This window comes from Streptomyces sp. C36 (assembly GCF_040932295.1).
GTDB lineage: Bacteria > Actinomycetota > Actinomycetes > Streptomycetales > Streptomycetaceae > Streptomyces > Streptomyces triculaminicus.
Window position 1 is genome coordinate 897,422 of sequence record NZ_JBFQGI010000001.1, and the last position, 17,201, is coordinate 914,622.

The window sequence follows — 17,201 nt, forward strand, 5'->3', positions numbered from 1 at the left end:
CCCCACTTGGGGCGGCCCAAGAGGCCGTGTTGTCACGCCTCCGCGACCGCCTCCAGCGGGCTCAGGGCGGCTGCCCGGCGGGCCGGGAGGGCGGCCGCTGTCGCGCCGATCGCGAGGGAGAGCAGGCACACGAGGAGCAGCGTCCCCCAGGGCAGCGCCAAGGAGTACTGCTCCATCGCGCCGTTGGCCAGCGAGCCGACGGCCCAGGCGCTGAACAGGCCGCCTGCCAGGCCGAGGAGGGTGCCGAACGCGGCGACGGTGACCGCTTCCAGGCGGATCGTCCGCCGGATGCCGGCGCGGTCCATGCCGATGGCGCGCAGCACGCCGATCTCACGGGTGCGTTCGGCGACCGACATGGCCAGGGTGTTCACGATGCCGAGCGAGGCGATCACGACGCCGATGACGAGCAGCCCGTACATCAGGGTCAGCAGATCGCCCGTGGCGCCGGCGGCCTCTCGGACGAGTGCCTTTCGGTCCTGCACCTTCAGCAGCGGGTTGTTGCCCACGGCGGTGCGCAGCCGATGCTCGGTGGCCTTGGAGACCGCGCCGCCGCTGTCGGTGCGGACGAGGATCCGCTGGACGGAGCCGGGCTTGAAGCTGTTCTGCTGGACTTCGGCACGGGAACCGAGTACGCCGTCGGCGATGGGGTTGTCCTTGTAGACGGCCACGACGGTGTACTTCTTGAAGTCCTGGCTGCGGCCCATGCCGGCGTTGATCCTGCCGCCCGCGCTCACCCCGTGTTCGCGGGCGACGGTGCTGGAGACGGCGATCCGGCCCGGCCCGAGGTCCGCGAGGGAACCGCTGGTGAGGTCGAGCTTCATGACGTCCTTCACGGTGTCGGGCTCGACGCCGGAGATGCCCTGGACGCTGCCGCCGATGACCACGGTGGAGTCGGCGACGGCGGTCGCGGTCCGTACCCCGGGGGTGTCGGCCACGCGCTGTACGGCGGCCGGGTCGATGGCGACCGTGGCGGTGCGGGTGCCGATCACGTAGTCGGCGCCGAGGCCGGCCGCGGCCCGGTGGTCGAGGGCCTGTCCGGTGGAGTTGCCGAGAACGGCGAGCCCGGCGACGAGTGCCGTACTGATCATCAGGGCGGAGGCGGTGGCCGCGGTGCGCCGCGGGTCGCGCAGCGCGTTTTCCTGCGCGAGATGGCCTGTGATCCCGAAGTGGCGGGTCAGCCGTCCGATCAGCCGGATCACGGGGGTGGCGAGCAGCGGCGCGAGCACGATCATGGCGATGACGAGGACGGCGCAGCCGAGCATCGCGCTGTTGAGGTTCTTCTCCGAGGCGTCCTTCGCTCCGGTGAGCGAGATCAGCAGGCCGGCGCCGACGACGAGGAGGACAGGACCGGCCACGGCGCGGATGCGGGACCGGGTGGCGGAGGGCGGCTGTTCGGCCGAGCGCATCGCCTCGACGGGCGCGACCTTCGCGGCCCGGCGGGAGGGCAGCCACGCGGCGAGTACGGTGACGCCCACGCCCACGCCGAGCGCCGCCACGATGGAGCGCGGGCCGATCACCAGGGGGCCGCGGGGCAGCGGGTCGGCGCTGGTGCCCAGGATGTCGGGGAGCACCGAGGCGATGCCCAGGCCGACTACGAATCCGGCCGCCGACGCGGCGAGGCCGATCAGGAGGGCCTCCCAGAGGACGGAGCGGACCACCTGGCGGCGCGAGGCGCCGATCGCCCGCAGCAGCGCGATCTCGCGAGTGCGCCGGTTGACGAGCATGGTGAAGGTGTTGACGACGAGGAACGAGCCGATGAACAGCGAGACCCCGGCGAAGACCAGCGGCAGCTTCTTGTAGCCACGGGTCTGCATGTCGACGTTGGTGGCCTGCTGGGCGGCCTGGGCGCTGCCGCTGGTGGCCTCGGCCCGGTCGGCCGGGAGCATGGCGGTGACCCGGTTGGAGAGCTCGACCTGGTGGGTGCCGGGCGTGGCGGACAGGTCGATTCCGGTGTAGTGGCCCGGGGTGGCGAACAGACGCTGGGCGGTCGCCTTGTCGAACAGGGCGAGGGTGCCGCCGGCGGTCACCCTGGAGTCCTTGGTGCTGACGATGCCGACGAGCCGCTTGGTCATGACGGGGCCGTCCGTGGCCAGCGTGACCGGGTCACCGATACGGAGGTGGCCCGCGACGGCGGTGCCGCTGTCCACGGCCAGTTCGCCGCCGTCCGTGGGGGCGTGGCCCTTGACCAGCGGATAGCGGCTGTCCTTGCCGTCCGCGCCGGGTACGTAGGCGGCGGCCAGGTGCGCCCACGCCTTGTCGGCCCGCATCGGAGTGCCGTCGGCGGCGTTCAGAGTGGCCGAGCCGTCGGCCGACGGCCGCACGGCGGCGACACCGGGCACGTCGGCCAGTTTCCGTACGAGCGCGTCGTCGAGCACGCTGGTGTGCTCGTTCGCGGCGGCCCCCGGCGGGGGCTCCTTCGCGGTCACGGTGACCGCGATGCCCGCGAAGTTCCGCGATGCGGCGGCGCGGTAGGCCGCGGCGGAGGAGTCCGCGAAGACGAGGGTGCCGGAGACGAACGCGACACCCAGGCAGACCGCGAGGACGGTCATGACCAGACGGGCCTTGTGCGCCAGGACGTTGCGCAGGGCTGTTCTCAGCATGGGCAGCTTTCGGGAACGGGGGAGGGGCGGGGACGTACGGCGCGGTGCGCGGGGCCGGCAGGCGGGATCGACGGATACGAGCGGGTGGCTCGTCCGGCACCGGTGTGCGGTGGGTCAGCTGGTGCGCGAGTGGCCGTCGAAGGCGGGGGTCTGGGGGTTCCCCCCGGAAAGACGCAGCATCCGGTCCAGGACCCGGTCCGGGGTGGGACGCGTCATCTCGTCGACCAGGCGGCCGTCGGAGAGGAAGACCACGCGGTCGGCGTAGCCGGCGGCGACGGGGTCGTGGGTGACCATGACGACGGTCTGACTGAGCTCGCGTACCGAATCGCGCAGGAAGCCGAGGACCTCGGCCCCGGCTCGGGAGTCGAGGTTGCCGGTGGGCTCGTCGCCGAAGATGATCGCGGGGCGGGAGGCCAGGGCGCGGGCCACCGCGACGCGCTGCTGCTGCCCGCCGGACAGCTGCGAGGGCCGGTGGTCAAGGCGCTGGGAGAGGCCGACCATGGCGATGACGCGGTCCAGCCACTGCCGGTCGGGGCGGCGTCCGGCGATGGTCAGCGGAAGCGTGATGTTCTCCAGCGCGGTCAGCGTCGGCAGCAGGTTGAACGCCTGGAAGATGAAGCCGATCCGGTCGCGGCGCAGCTCGGTGAGCTGCCGGTCGTCGAGCGTGCTCAGTTCGGTGGTGCCGATGCGCACGGAGCCGGAACTGGGCGAGTCGAGCCCGGCGGCGCAGTGCATCAAGGTGGACTTGCCGCAGCCGGAAGGGCCCATGATCGCGGTGAACTCGCCCTCGCGGAAGTCGATGCCGACCCCGTCCAGGGCGACGACCTGGGTGTCGCCGCTGCCATAGACCTTCGTCAGGCCGACGGTGGCGGCCGCGATCCCCGGCGTCGTGTGCAGCGCGTGCGGGGCAAAGGGATCGACGATCACAGGGACTCCTCTTCGGGTGCGGAAAGATGCACTTCGAAGGGTGCCGGGGGAACGTATCGGGGCCTGGGCCGCTGTGTATCAGGGGCCGCGCCGCTTCGTAGCAGTTGTGTAGGGGCCGGGCCGGTAGCGGTTCTGTGGGGGCCAGGAGGTCAGGGGGCCAGGCGGTCAGGCCGGCAGGCGCAGGGTGGCGACGGCGCCGCCGTCCGGGGCGTTGTCCAGGCGCAGCTCGGCGCCGAGAAGCCGGGCCTGTCCCAGGGCGATGGTCAGGCCCAGGCCGTGGCCCGATCCGCGCTCCGTCGCGCCCGTGTGGAACCGGCGCGGACCGTGGAGCAGCAGGTCCGCCGGGAAGCCGGGGCCGTGGTCGCGCACGACGACCGTACGGCCCTCGACGGTGACCTGCACGGGGGTGTCCCCGTGCCGATGGGCGTTGACGACGAGATTGCTGACGATCCGCTCCAGGCGCCGAGGATCGGTCTCCACGGTCGTGGCGTCTTCCACGTGCTGCGTGTCGGCGTCCTCTGCGCGCTGCGTGCCGCCGACGGTGACCTCGGCGTCGAAGCCGGTGCGCGCCACGGCGTCGGAGACGACAGCGCCGAGCGGCACCCGGGCATGGACCGGTTGTTCGGCACCCGCGTCCAGCCGGGAGATCTCCAGCAGGTCCTCGACCAGACCGCGCAGATCACGCACCCGGGCACGGATCAGATCCTCCGTCTCACCGGGCGGCAGCAGGTCGGTGGCGGCCAGCAGACCACCGACAGGGGTACGCAGCTCGTGGGCCACGTCCGCGGTGAACTGACGCTCGGTGCGCAGCCGTCGGCCGAGGCTGTCGGCCATGAGGTCGACGGTGGCGGCGATGTCGGCCACCTCGTCGCGGCCCTTGGTGGGCCCGGTCCGGGCGTCGAGGTCCCCGGCGGCGATCCGGCCCGCGGTCTCGGAGACCCGCCGCAGCCGACGGCCGAGCAGCCCGGCCCCGTACACCGCCAGGGGCACGGCCGCCGCGAGCGAAACCAGCGAGGCCAGCGTCATGGTCACGTCGAGCCGGCGCAGGGTGTGGAGATCCGGGCTCATGTTGACCCGGACGGCAAGGACCGGGCTGCCTGGGCCGCCGGTCCGCTGGGCGGCCCAGACGCTCGGGCCCAGGTTTCCCTCGACGCGCCCGTCGTAGGCGGTGTGCCGCTCGCCGTCGGCCGGGTGGCGCAGTGCGGCGGGCAGCTCGGCCGGATCGAGCTCGGCGCCGTCCGCGAGCGTTCCGGTACGCCGGTAGACGTCCATGGCCGAGTACACGGTGTTGAAGGCCTGTGCTCCGGCCCGGTCGCGGATTTCCTGCGCGGTCCATACGTGCACCAGCACACCCACCGCCACCGCCACCAGGCATGCTGTGGCGGCGGCCAGCGCGGCGATCTTCCAGCGCAGGTACGTGCGGGCCGGCCGTCGCAGTCGGTGGAACGGACGCACCGGCCTCTGGAACGGACGCACCGGCCTCATCGCCTGAGCTTGTAGCCGAAGCCGCGGACCGTTTCGATCCGCTCCCGCCCCAGCTTCTTGCGCAGCCGTTGTACGCACAGGTCCACGACCCGGCTGTCGCCGTCCCAGCCGTACTCCCAGACGTTGCGCAGCAGGGTGTGCCGCTCCAGCACGACGCCCGGGTGGGCGGCGAACTCCAGCAGCAGCTTCAGTTCGGTCGGGGTCAACGCCACCGGGCATCCGGAGAGGAACACCTCCATGCCGGCCGTGTCGATGGTCAGGTCCCCGAGCACCAGCATGTCCCTCTCGGATCCCTCGGACGGCGGCCCCTCGCCTGCGGCCCGCTCCGGTCCTGGGGCGGCGGCGTAGGTCGCCCGCCGCAGCAGGGAGCGGATGCGTGCCACGAGTACGTAGGTGTCCACGGGCTTGACCACATAGTCGTCCGCCCCGGCCTCCAGACCGGCGACGACATCGAGCCCGTCGCCGCGAGCGGACATCATCAAGACGGGCACCAAGCTGGTCTCCCGGACCCTGCGGCACAGGCCGATCCCGTCCAGACCGGGCAGCATCACATCCAGGATCAGCAGGTCGAAGCTCCCGTCGCGAAAGAGCTCGAGCCCGGTGAGACCGTCGGCCGCGGCCTTCATCTCGTAGCCATAGCGCTCGAGCGCGACGGTGAAGGACCGGCGCATCAGGTCGTCGTCCTCCACCAGCAACACGCGAACAGGTCGCGAAGAGACCCCAGCCGGGGTGGACGAGGACACGGGCGGATGACTCCTGTTCGTACGGGCCGGGTGGGACAGAGGCCTGGCTGCGCTCACGACTCATGCGCAGTCGGCGACCCGAAGGGAACGATACGACAGACGTCGCCGGGTACAGCCAGGTCGCACAGCGGACACGCGTGACACCTGTGCAGGGTCTTCTCCATCAGTAAACCCGCAGGTCAGGTTGTGTGGCACCGGGCCGGGCAGCTGCCGGACCCAGGGCGCTCCGATACCTTGTGGGGCTTCCGTCGCCGCGGCCCGGCGCGCTGTTTTGATGGACGACCAAGCGCCTCCTGATACCCACCGGATACAAACCCCGGGGTTTCCGGGTCACGCGGCCACCACCGGCGGCTGCTCGCCGAACGGGACCGGTGGCGGGCCTCGCCGGTGGAGGCGGGATCAGCTTGGGGTGACCGCCATCAGGGGGCCGACCCCGCTCGGTCGTGTGCGGACCCTGACCGGTGGTGTCATACCTGCCGCCCCCATGCTGGCCGGAGACCAGCTACCTTCCGTCGGCACAACGAGCGACTCGAGCAGCTAGGAGATCGTCAAGGTCGTCACCCCGGTCGCGCCAGTGAAACCGCGCCCAAGGCACTGCAGTGCGCTCGGCTGGGGCAGGGGGATGAGCTGGAACAGTTTCCGGCCATGGAAGCGGCCGCGGGTGACGGTGCCGGTGACCGGGGTGACCACCTGACCGGCTACGGCCGTGCTGCTGCCGGTGATGTCCGCAGTGCTGGAGTCACCGGTGTTCCAGGTGTACGTCCGGCGGCTCCGGAAGCCTTCGAGGAGGCTGCTGCAGCCCGTGTCGAGCGTGAACTCCTCGTGGTATCCACCGCTCTTCACGGTCCCGTCACCGCCGACGCAGGAGGCGAAGCGCCCGTCGACCGTGACGTGGATGGGGCGTGGCCGGAGGGTGACCCCTGGTTCGTAGCTGACGGATTCGGTGCCCTGGCACTGCAACAGCACGGACTCCCGCGGGTGGGCGGACGCGGCCGCAGGCACCAGCGCGGCCGCGCCGCACATCACGGCGGCCACGAGGGCGAGCGTGCGCAGCCGCTTCCCGCCGACGGCCACAGCGGATCTCTTCACACTCAGCGACATGGGACAAACCCTTCCCCGGTCGTACCGCCCGGAGACAGGCGCGCCAGAGCGATGTCGGATGCCCGGTCTCGGTGAACGGCGCGCGAAGCGGCGCGCACGCCTACCCGCGCGGGCCGCCCCGCGGGTAGCCTCGTGCCGCCCCTTCGACCTCCCATACGGCCCCGCGCCGGAACGAGCTGGAGAGAGATGGACACGCTGCGGAGCGGCACGCTGACGGTGCCGGGCGCGAGACTGTACTTCGAAGCGCGCGGCAACGGGCCGCTGCTGCTGCTCATCCCGGGCGGCGCCTCCGACGCCGAGGTCTTCCGGGACCTGGCCGAAGAACTCGCCGCCCACCACCGCGTCGTCACCTACGACCCGCGCGGCATCTCCCGCAGCCTCCTCGACGGACCGCCGCCCGAATCGTGGCTCGACACCCAGGCCGACGACGCCGCCCGGCTGCTCGACCACCTCGCCCGCACCGGCGAGCCGGTGCGGGTGTTCGGCAGCTGCTCGGGCGCCCTGATCGCCCTGGAACTCATGGTCCGCGATCCGCGGAGGATCCGGCTGGCTGTCGCCCATGAGCCGCCTGCCATGGGGATGTTGCCGGACGCGGTACGACACGCCGCGTTCTTCGACGAGGTGCACGCGACGTTCCGCCGGGAAGGCGTCCCGGCGGCCCTGGACAAGCTCCGGGCCATCTTCAGCGGCAGTCCGGCCCCGCCACTCCCCGAAGCAACCGACAACAGCGAATTCTTTCTCTCCCACGTGATGCTGCCCTCCACCCGCTGCGTGCCCGACGTGGACGCCCTGGCGGCCGTGGCGGACCGCCTCGTCATGGCCGGCGGCCAAGGATCGCGCACCCATGACGTGCACCGTCCGGCGGACGTCCTCGCGAAGCGGCTCGGGCGGAAACTGACGGAGTTCCCCGGCGGGCACGCCGGCTACGCCAGACACCCCGCCCCCTTCGCCGCACAGCTCGCGGCAATCCTGGCCGACGCACAGCCCTCACTCGGCTGACGCGCCATGCGCATCCTGATGGGCGCCCAGAACTGTGGCTTCGGTCCGGCCTCCGTGCTCGTCGCCGTTTCCCGGCTGCTCCCCGGACACGAGAGAGTGTTCGTGGGCGACGGTGTCGCAGCGGCCTTCGCCCACCGCAACGCCAGCGCCTTCGACGGCATCCACGAGCTCACCCGGCCGCACAGGAACGGAGCCCCGCTCCTTGACCGGTTGCTCGAGGACAGCGAACAGGTCGTCTCCGTCATGGACGCCGACCTCGTCCTGCGCTCCGTCGTGGCGCGCCGACCGGTGGTCCTGGTGGACTGCCTGTTCGGCTTCTGGCAGCACCACCACTCCCTGGCGCGGATCCGCGAGCTGTGCGCGACCGTTCCCCGCACCTCCTTACCGGCGGCACGCCGCCACCTGGCCTGCCTCTCGCCGCACGAACGCGTCCTCGCGGCGCATCTGCTGGCCGACCACAGCGTTGTCCAGAACTTCCCCGGCGTCTCGCGGCACATGGCCGAGTTCACCGACGCCGGCGCCGACTGCGCGATGCATCCGACCGGTCCCCTCGTCGACCTGGACGGTCTGAGAGAGGCGGGGGAAGACGCACCGGGGGTCGGCGGACCGGGCTACGACCTGCTGATCAACACCGGCGGCTTCAAGAACTTCCTCCTGGACTTCGAGGCCAACAACGACTACCTCCGGCTCATCGACCGCTGGATCCCGGACCTGCTCGCCGACTGGCCCCGCTTCACCCGCGTCCTGGTCTGCGGCGGCCCGTACGCGGGACACCGCGGCGGTACCCACCGGACAGCCGGACGTCGCGTCGACCGCCAGTTCCTGCCCCAGCGCGAGCTCATGCGACAGGTGGCGAGAACACCCCACTCCCTCCTCGCCCCCGGCCTTTCGGCGCTCAACGAGGCCACGCTCCTGGGGCGTCTGCCCTTGGGCCTCCACGAACAGCACTACGCCCACACGTTCACCATCCGAAATCTCGAGGACACCCTCTTCGGGCATCTGGCCGGCCGATTCGCGGACGTCCTGCCCGGTCACGCACTGCCCGAGGACGACTACGCCGGCACCCAGGCCCTCGTCGCCGTCGCCGGCCGTATCGTCCGGGACGACGACCTTTACGCGCGTTTCCGCAGCACGTTCAACGAACGCATCGAGCAGTACCTCTCCCTCACTCCGGACCAGCGGCGCGGGGCAGTGACGGAACTGCGTCGTGCCCTCGACGGCCCTCCCGCCCCCTCGGTGATCGCCTCGATCCTCACAGCGGCCCGGTGACCGGATGACGCGTCGGAACGGGCCGGTCCGCGGGCGGGCCGAGCGATGCAGACCGGCTTATCCTGTCCGCCCGAGTCATCGCAATTGTGGAGGCGGTCATGGCAACAGGCGACCAAGAGGCTGAGTCGCGGGCTGCGGCCGCCGCTGGTGCGGAGTCGCCTGAGGATCTGGTTCGGAGCATGGCGCTCATCGCACTGGCCCGCGGCATCGATTTGGGCGAGCCGCAGGCTACGTCCGGTTGGAACGCCGGTGCCGAGATAGGCACTGATCGAGGCAGGGTGATCGTGTCCCCGCGTGTGGAGGGGACATTCCAGGTACGGATCCTCCACCGCGGTTTCGCCTGGTCGCAGGGTTGGACGAACGATCTCGTCGCGGTGGTGGAGGTGGCGGACCTGTGGCGCCGGGGCGGCCTTCTGCGGGAGCTGCACGACCGGTTCCCGTTCATGAGCTGGGACGAACTGGCGCAGGCGTTCGAGGACGGTGACCCTGCCCCCACGAAGTGGCGACAGCTCCTTTCCAGCGATTGGCATCTGCCCGATCGCCCGCTCCTCCAGGCAGCCCACGCGCATCCTGACCTGCGGGTGTTCTACCCGGACATCAGCCACAGGAGCCTGATGCTGAGCCGGAAGCCATGCGACCTGGAATCCGGCCTTGTGAAGGTCACTCCTCTTTCTGGAGGCACTTACCAAGTGATCACGTATCCAGTCGCATTCCGGCGTGAGGTGGATTCGCTGAGCGAGGCACTTGAGGTCGCGGCGGCCTGCTCCCGATCGCTCTCGGCTTTGTAACCTCACGGCTCACGGGCGGTGCGTGCGGGATTCCCGGTCAGCAGGATGTGCGCTCGGGGGTATCGGTCCGTGACGACCCCGCCTGCCCGCCACCCGCCCACGGCCGTGACGGCGCCGGTCACGTTTGCTCGTCGGTGCCGGTTGCCGCCTGGTAGGCGGTGGCTTGGAGGGTGAACAGTTGCGCGTACTCGCCGGGTTCTCCACTGCTGGTCCTGCGGGACATGAGGGTGTGGTGGTCGCCGGACTCGACGACGTGTCCGTCGCGGAAGACGTAGATCATGTCGCATGCGGCCACGCTGGCCAGCCGGTGGGAGATCAGGACGGTGATGCGGTCCGGGCGGCGCGTACCGTGCAGTACGGCCTCGTAGACGGCGTGTTCGGCGCGGGCGTCCATGCTGGCCGTCGGCTCGTCGAGCACCAGCATCGCGGCGTCCTGGTACAGGCCCCGGGCCACGGCCACCTTCGCCCAGTTCCCGCCGGACAGTTCTTGTCCGCCCTTGAAACGCTTGGACAGCGGGGTGGCCCACAGCTGCGGCAGACCGGCGATGACGCGGTCGGCCCCTGACTCGGTCACCGCCGCGAGGGCCCGCCGTGGGTCGGCCTCGGTGATGGTCCCCGCGCCGATCGTGACGTTGGCCAGTGCCGACAGCGGCCAGGCGACCGGGTCCTGGAGCACCATGGCGACCTGGGCCTGGATGCTCTCGGCGTCCACCTCCCGCACCTCCACGCCGTCCCAGCGGATGCTGCCCTCGCTCGGCGTGTACAGCCCGGCCAGGAGCTTGGCCATCGTCGACTTGCCGGACCCGTTCGCTCCGACGAAGGCCACCGTGGAGCCCGCCGTCAGCGTCATCGACACCCCGCGCAGCGCGTCCCGGCCGGCCTCGGGGTAGGTGTAGTGGACGTCCGTGACCGTGATGGTCTTCACCGCGTCCGGAAGGCGCCGGCCCGTACGGTGCGGCTGCAGGGCACGGCAGCGCTCCAGGTGCCGCTCGAGGTCGTCGATCCACAGGGCGTGCTCGTAGATCTGGTGCATGGCCAGTACGACGTTCACCAGCGTGCCCCGGCTGGAGCGGATCGCAAGGAACGCGCCGCCGCCCGCCGCCAGCGGCATCCAGCCCGCCGCCGTCATCCATCCCAGCACCGCATAGGTGGCCCCGACCGCCAGGCCGCCGACCGCCCGGCCCCACAGCGAGACATTCGCTTCCTGCCGCCCCAGGCGGGCGTCTTCCTTCTCGATCCGCCGGGCGAAGCGCTCGTGCTCCTCGAGCAGCGCCTGCTGCGCCGTGGAGGCGCGTACCTCCGGTGCGGAGTCGCGGTCGAGAAGGAGCCAGGTGAACAGGCGGATGCGGCGCTGAAGGGTGCTGTAGCGGCTGTGGGAGAGGAACTGCGCCCGTGCCGAGCGCACCGCCGCGTACCCCTGAGGAACGACGGAGAGCAGAAGAAGGGGCAGCAGCACAGGGTGCAGTACGGCCAGGACGCCAGCGGCCCCGATCAGACCGAGTGCGGCGTGCGCGAGCGCGATCAGCTGCGGGACGGCCTGGCGCATGTAGTACAGGCCACGGTCGTTCGCCTTGTTGGCCTCGTCGGCGAAGGCGGCGTCGTCCACCGCTTCCAGGCGCACGTGGCAGTTCAACCGCAAGAACTCCTGCTCCACCGTGCGCCGGACCTTCGGAGTGAGCGCGGCCTCTCCGCGGGCGACACCGAAGTCGAGCAGTCCCTGCATCGCCAACAGGCCGGCGACCAGCGCGAGCGAGGGAAGGGCGTGGTGGATGCGTTCGGAGGTCGCGCCCTGGGCGAAGAGCGCCGACAGCACGCGCACCGAGGCCAGCAGCCCGAACGCACTCATCAACGCCGACGCGAGCTGCAGCACGACGACCATGACCGTGGCCCGTGCGTCGGCCCGGTAGGCCAATCCGAGCACCCTACGGCTGATCGCCGGGAGCCGGCCGAGAATCCGCGCCACGCTGGTGCGGGCGGCTTCGCCGTCCCACTGCATCCAGTAGACACTGGTCAGTTCGTCGCCGACCTCCTCGCCTGTCGGTGCAGCCGCCGCCCTGGCCGGGGGCAACGGCAACTCCACGCGCCGGCGGGGGCCGGGGACCTCCTTCCGATCACCGTTCTCCGACCTGTTGATGTCGTCCGCGTCACTCATTTGTGCTTTCCCCCTCGTTTTCGTCGATGGACTCAGCCTGCTTCGGCGACTCCCACGCGAGGGCCGCCGCGCTCCGGGCGGAGCAGACGTATTGCCGGCCATCGGCGGCCGGCTCCAGCCGGTAGCTCTCACGCGGCAGCGGGTCGGTTAAGTCCCTGAGGGTCATCGGGGCCAGCCCATGTCCGTGTACGGCCAGCCGTTCGTCATGCCCTCCAGCGCCGCGACGGTGTACTCCACCGTCGGCTCGGGCAGAGCGTGCAACGGCCACCACCGCCACTCCACGCACCGGTCCGGCTCCATCAACCGCGGCTCGCCCTGCCACCGGTGAACGCGGAAGAACAGCTGCAACCGCGGCACGGAGTTATCGGCGTGGAGCAGGTGCACGGTATGTACGAGCTCGAGGTCGGGCTCGGCAACGGTGACGCCGAGCTCCTCGCCGGCTTCCCGCACGGCGCAGGCCCGTACGCTCTCCCGCTCCACATGGCCCGCCGGTACATGCCAGACATTCGCCGCGAACAGTGCCTCCGGCGGCCGTAGCCCCAACAGGACGTGACCTCTCCGCTCGAACAACAGGTGCGCGCCAACGATGTTCGGCAGGGTCGACACAGGCTTTCCTCTCCTCTGGCTCGGGTGTGCTTCGGTGCGGCCGCGGGCGCTGCGGTGTTCCGGCGGTCTTGCCCTCCGCCCTGGTGGCCGCCACGGTGCGTCGAATGCACGGGCGAAGAAACCGTCAACCGCGCTCGTCTCTCCCGGTTGATCGCTGGACGGAAGGAGTTCGAATGCGGTGCGCGAGGTGGCGGCGTCAAGCATGGGGGTCGCGAGTCCTCCGTGGGTGGGCAGTCGACGCGGACGCCCGGAACAACGCTGCTGATCAAGGGCCCGTCACGGGCGCGGCTGGGCGAAGGCTGGAGCGAAGGTTCGATAGTCGTCCGCGCCCCAGCGCACGCTTGGGCTCCGGCGGTGTGGCGGCATTTTCGAATCACCCGCGCGAGGTGGCTCACCCTTTCGGGGCATTGCGGCGGTTCGCGCACACGATCGCATCTCCGCTCTCTGCCGGGCCGGCGCACTCACCGCTGATGGGCGCTTCCCAAGCCGGACCGGAACGACTGCTCGTGCCCTCGCACGGCGTCGCCGCCAGGCCGTAACCACCCAGCCTGCCGACGTGCCGACGCCCAGCTGATCGGTGATCTGTCAGCACCGATGACCGAGCCTGCTGACCCGCGGGCCGGGCCCGCGGCTCCGGCCGCTGCTCAACGCTCCCGGAAGCCGCCGAGGAAGCGGCGGAACACGCCGCCCTCCCGGGGCAGCGGGGCGGACGGCGGTGGAGCCGTGGGCCGCTCGCGGGCGATCGGCTGGTCGTAGTCGGCCCGGACGATCGCGTCGACGGTCCGGTCGACGTCGAAGTCCTCGGATCCCTCGATGCACGGCACGAAGCCGACCAGGACGCCGTCCCGCATGACCTGGGCTTCCAGGCCGGCGGTGCCGTCGGTGTCCCAGACCGCCTCACGGCCGTCGCGCAGGACTACGCGCACGCCGATCTGGTAGACGCCCTCGCGGGCCAGGTGGGCATCCGTGCCCCGCTGCCGCAACACGTCCACGACTCGAAGCGCTCGCTTCTCGTCCATGCGGCCACGATAAAACGCCGAGGGCGCTCGCGCACCGAAGTTCATCCCAGCCGACCCGGTCCGGACCGTCGACGTGATGTCCCGGCTCTCGAGCACTCGAACCAGCTGTTCGTCGCCGCCCGGACTCCGCAATCCTGAACCGTCCCCCATAAGGAAACCTTGGGGAGGATCTTGGATTTCCTTGAATTGCTTTGAGTGTTGCGTTCCTGCAAAATCTGCACATCAGCAGCGGATGGCGAGGGGTGACGATGAAAATAATCGGGCTGATAGGGGGGATGAGTTGGGAATCGACGGCAGAGTACTACCGGCTGCTCAATGAGTTCACACGCCACCGGCTTGGCGGTCTGCACTCCGCCCGGTGCGTGCTGTACTCGGTGGATTTCGCGGAGATCGAGCACTTGCAGGTGCAGGGGCGCTGGGAGGAAGCCGGGGAAATTCTGGCCGCCGCCGCCCGTTCTCTGGAAAAGGCCGGCGCCGACATGGTGCTGATCTGCACCAACACGATGCACAAGGTCGCGGGTCAGGTGGAGGCGGCAGTGGGGGTTCCGTTGCTGCACCTTGCCGATGCCACAGCGGATGCGGTGCGGGCTGCGGGGATACGCAAGGTCGGCCTGCTCGGGACCGCGTTCACCATGGAGCAGGATTTCTACCGTGCACGCCTGGAGGCGGGTGGGCTGGACGTGTGCGTCCCAGATGCCGAAGGACGCGCTCTTGTGCACCGGGTGATCTACGAAGAACTGTGCCTCGGTATCGTGAAGAGCGCATCACGCGAGGAATATCAGCGCGTTATCGGGGGTCTCGTCGAGGCGGGTGCAGAGGGCGTCATCCTGGGCTGCACCGAAATCGAGCTTCTCGTCGGGCCGCAGGACAGCCCCGTCCCGGTCTTCCCCACTACACGGCTGCACGCGGAGGCGGCCATTAACGCGGCCCTGGTTGGGGTATCGCCGAGCCGAGGCCGGTCATGGTGGCCCCACAAGCAGTAGGACCGGGTCCTACGGACGGGGCAACGCCCACCTCATCACGTAGGACACGGTCCAAGGCCGAGCTCACATGGGGAACGACAGCAGGCGTACTTCTCCGGCAGGCCAATCCGCGTTCTCGTGCAGGGGCGTCCACATGGTGCGCAGGGGCATGACCACGGAGCCGGAGGGCTGTTCGACGCGGATGTCGCCGTCGAGTGCCTGCCAGCCGAGGCGCTGGTAGAGGGGGACGAGCGGAGGCCGGCAGAAGAGTATTGCGTGACGGGGGCCCATCGTCCGTGCGTGGTCGAGTGCGGCCGTCACGACCCGCCGTGCCAGGCCCCGGCCCCGTACGTCAGGTGCGACGGCCACGCCGCCGACGCCGACGACGTCCGTGACGGTCCCGCCGATGGACAGGGGCAGCCGCAGCAGGCCGGCGTGCGCCACGAGACGTCCGTCGTGCTGTATGCCGAAGTGCTCTTCCTTCGGCAGCCAGGTCAGACCGGTGTCGGCGACGCCGAACGGGTCGCTGCCGTCACCGAGGATTTCCTGCAGATCCGTGGTCGTGTACCGGGCGAGACGGACGACGGCCGGAGCCGGCCCGTCGGAGGAGTGATCAGTCGTCATCTGTCCATGATCCTCGACCGGCTGTGCATCGTGCCCAGGTAGGTGGGGCGCGGGCTCGGCGGTCGTCCGGCAGGATGCCGGGTCAGGTCTCGCGGTGTGCTGGGCCTGGCTCGGAATCCGGGGAATCGGACATGACCCTCCCTTGAGTCCAGCCGGCTGAACATGGGGTGAGGCACCGCGCGCAGCGCCCACCACCCCATGCAACATGACTCACACCAGTTCGGCTTGCGGTTCCGGTCGCCGCGCCGGTGCGGCCTTCGGTGCCTCGGACTCCCACAGTTTGGTGGTCCGTACGTAGCCGTAGATCACTGAGGTCAACGCCAGAATGAGAAGCGGTCCGAACACCCACGGATGCCTGGCCATCTCCATCGGCAGATAGCGGTACGACACCAGGAGCGCAGCGAAGACTGTTGTGCCGTAGGTGACCAGCTGGATTCCCGACCGATCCCAGCCACGGTCGAACGCTCGCAGAGCTGCCTCGGTCGTGAGCGAGAACACCACACCGGCGACGAGGTCCACGCCGTAGTGGTAGCCGAAGCCCAGCGTTGCGCTGAGGGTGGCGATCAGCCAGAACGCCCCGGCGTAGCGCAGAACGCGTGGGCCCTTGCGGGAATGAATGAAGATCGCGGTAGCCCACGCTGTGTGCAGGCTGGGCATGCAGTTGCGAGGGGTGATCGCGTCGTAGGGCACCGGGTGCGGGATGGCGATCGGAGGCGGCGTGTGCGGCCACAGGTTGGCCACCGCCCACTCCACGCCGCCGGTGCCGGAGGTGCCCGGGCCGTAGGCGAAGATCGGTCCGACCACCGGGAAGATCATGTAGATGGCCGGCCCGAGAAGGCCGATCACCAGAAAGGTGCGCACCAGGTGATGGCGCGGGAAGCGGCGCTCGGCCGCCACGTTGCGCAGCTGGTACAACGCGACGACGACCGCGGCCACCGCGAGCTGCGCGTAGACGAGGTCGAGAACATGGGTGGCGATCGGGCCGGTGGACTTGAGAATCCGGCCTGCCAGCCACGAGGGGTTGCCCAGCGCGTGGTCGGCGGTTGCCAGGTACGGGTCGAGCACCGTCGGGCGGGTCTTCGACGTGATGAGCAGCCAGGAATCGCCGATCTTGCGGCCGGCCACCAGCAGCAGGCCCAGCCCGACGCCCTTGAGCAGGAGGACACGTTCCTCGCCGGTGCGGCGCGTGACCGCGATGACCGCACAGCCCAGCATCACCCACAAGGCGCCGTTGCCGAAGAAGTGGCCGTCGGGCACCTTGGCGTCGATCGCCCACCGCACCAGCACGAAGACGATGTCGATGCCGATCGCGGCGCCGGCCGCGAGGAACCGTTGCCGCCAGGTGAGCACCACCATCATCAACGCCAGACCGCCGTACAGCGGCCCCGGTTTGGGGGCGAAGATCACCTCTCTCACCAGGGTGGCCGCCGGCCCCGGCACGCCGCCGTAGCGACGCGCGGCGATCTCCATCGCGACGAGGAGGACGAGGGTCGCCAGACCCACCGCGGCCCACAGGATCGCTCGTGGTCGACGCCACGCGGCGAACTTGATTCTGCAGCTTATTCGCGAAAACACCCGCATACTATAGGCATCAATTATTTGACCGATTTGTTGGGTGTTGGCCGAGAAGGTCGTTCGTCGTGCCGGATGGCGTGGTCTTCCGGTGAAGGTCTGGCTCGCCGGCTACCGCCACCTCCTGGCGACGGTGTCCGGATTCTTCTCGAGGAGAGGCGCCGGGCTGCCCCGACGGCGACGCTGCCGGGGGCTGTCAACGCGTACGTAGGGTCATCGTCGAACGCCCCCGCCCGGCATGGCGTGATGGGTCCTCGTGGCAGCCAAGAGGTTGCGCTCGGGACGGGCGCTCCCGTCAGGTGGGGCCGGATGGCCCGAGCGGCGAGGTGCTTTCACCGGCATGGAGAACCGCCA

14 protein-coding genes are annotated in these 17,201 nt (G+C 70.3%); 4 read left to right on the plus strand and 10 right to left on the minus strand.

The features are described 5' to 3' along the window. Positions 1 to 32: 32 nt before the first annotated feature. From AB4K12_RS03995 to AB4K12_RS04015, 5 genes are all read right to left on the minus strand, one after another. On the minus strand, positions 33 to 2,600 hold the full coding sequence (locus AB4K12_RS03995; protein ID WP_368432831.1) for an ABC transporter permease: 2,568 nt from the start codon (positions 2,598 to 2,600) through the stop codon (positions 33 to 35). Positions 2,601 to 2,714: 114 nt separating this feature from the next. Next, positions 2,715 to 3,497, minus strand: coding sequence for an ABC transporter ATP-binding protein (locus AB4K12_RS04000; RefSeq protein ID WP_368433147.1), 783 nt, complete (start codon positions 3,495 to 3,497; stop codon positions 2,715 to 2,717). 195 nt (positions 3,498 to 3,692) lie between these two features. After that, positions 3,693 to 5,003, minus strand: coding sequence for a sensor histidine kinase (locus AB4K12_RS04005; RefSeq protein WP_368432832.1), 1,311 nt, complete (start codon positions 5,001 to 5,003; stop codon positions 3,693 to 3,695). A gap of 5 nt (positions 5,004 to 5,008) precedes the next feature. Next, the gene (gene cseB, locus AB4K12_RS04010) at positions 5,009 to 5,710 is read right to left on the minus strand and encodes a two-component system response regulator CseB (RefSeq protein ID WP_368432833.1); all 702 of its coding nucleotides are present in this window, start codon (positions 5,708 to 5,710) and stop codon (positions 5,009 to 5,011) included. Positions 5,711 to 6,292: 582 nt separating this feature from the next. After that, positions 6,293 to 6,856, minus strand: coding sequence for a hypothetical protein (locus tag AB4K12_RS04015; RefSeq protein WP_368432834.1), 564 nt, complete (start codon positions 6,854 to 6,856; stop codon positions 6,293 to 6,295). 186 nt (positions 6,857 to 7,042) lie between these two features. Here AB4K12_RS04015 and AB4K12_RS04020 point away from each other — a divergent pair, with 186 nt between their 5' ends. The 3 genes from AB4K12_RS04020 (at position 7,043) to AB4K12_RS04030 (ending at position 9,912) form a co-directional block, all read left to right on the plus strand. Further along, positions 7,043 to 7,855, plus strand: coding sequence for an alpha/beta fold hydrolase (locus AB4K12_RS04020; protein ID WP_368432835.1), 813 nt, complete (start codon positions 7,043 to 7,045; stop codon positions 7,853 to 7,855). Positions 7,856 to 7,861: 6 nt separating this feature from the next. Then, positions 7,862 to 9,124 carry a hypothetical protein gene (locus AB4K12_RS04025; protein ID WP_368432836.1) on the plus strand — a complete coding sequence of 421 codons (1,263 nt, stop codon included), beginning with the start codon at positions 7,862 to 7,864 and terminating at the stop codon, positions 9,122 to 9,124. Positions 9,125 to 9,303: 179 nt separating this feature from the next. Then, positions 9,304 to 9,912 (plus strand): DUF6193 family natural product biosynthesis protein, encoded by a 609-nt coding sequence (locus tag AB4K12_RS04030; RefSeq protein ID WP_368432837.1) that lies wholly within the window; start codon positions 9,304 to 9,306, stop codon positions 9,910 to 9,912. Between the two features lie 118 nt (positions 9,913 to 10,030). On the opposite strand, the gene AB4K12_RS04035 is transcribed toward AB4K12_RS04030, so the two are convergent. The 3 genes from AB4K12_RS04035 to AB4K12_RS04045 all read right to left on the minus strand — a co-directional run bounded on the left by AB4K12_RS04035 (position 10,031) and on the right by AB4K12_RS04045 (position 13,689). Further along, on the minus strand, positions 10,031 to 12,064 hold the full coding sequence (locus AB4K12_RS04035) for an ATP-binding cassette domain-containing protein (protein WP_368432838.1): 2,034 nt from the start codon (positions 12,062 to 12,064) through the stop codon (positions 10,031 to 10,033). 162 nt (positions 12,065 to 12,226) lie between these two features. Continuing rightward, positions 12,227 to 12,670 (minus strand): NUDIX domain-containing protein, encoded by a 444-nt coding sequence (locus tag AB4K12_RS04040; RefSeq protein WP_368432839.1) that lies wholly within the window; start codon positions 12,668 to 12,670, stop codon positions 12,227 to 12,229. A 644-nt stretch (positions 12,671 to 13,314) separates the two neighbouring features. Then, on the minus strand, positions 13,315 to 13,689 hold the full coding sequence (locus AB4K12_RS04045) for a hypothetical protein (RefSeq protein ID WP_368432840.1): 375 nt from the start codon (positions 13,687 to 13,689) through the stop codon (positions 13,315 to 13,317). A gap of 248 nt (positions 13,690 to 13,937) precedes the next feature. On the opposite strand from AB4K12_RS04045, the gene AB4K12_RS04050 reads away from it, so the two are divergent. Then, positions 13,938 to 14,672 (plus strand): aspartate/glutamate racemase family protein, encoded by a 735-nt coding sequence (locus AB4K12_RS04050; RefSeq protein WP_368433148.1) that lies wholly within the window; start codon positions 13,938 to 13,940, stop codon positions 14,670 to 14,672. A gap of 63 nt (positions 14,673 to 14,735) precedes the next feature. Here AB4K12_RS04050 and AB4K12_RS04055 read toward each other — a convergent pair whose 3' ends face one another. Next, positions 14,736 to 15,275, minus strand: a complete 540-nt coding sequence (locus AB4K12_RS04055) for a GNAT family N-acetyltransferase (protein WP_368432841.1) — start codon at positions 15,273 to 15,275, stop codon at positions 14,736 to 14,738. Between the two features lie 210 nt (positions 15,276 to 15,485). Further along, complete coding sequence (locus AB4K12_RS04060; RefSeq protein WP_368432842.1) at positions 15,486 to 16,850, minus strand: phosphatase PAP2 family protein; 1,365 nt, start codon at positions 16,848 to 16,850, stop codon at positions 15,486 to 15,488. Between the last annotated feature and the right edge of the window lie 351 nt (positions 16,851 to 17,201).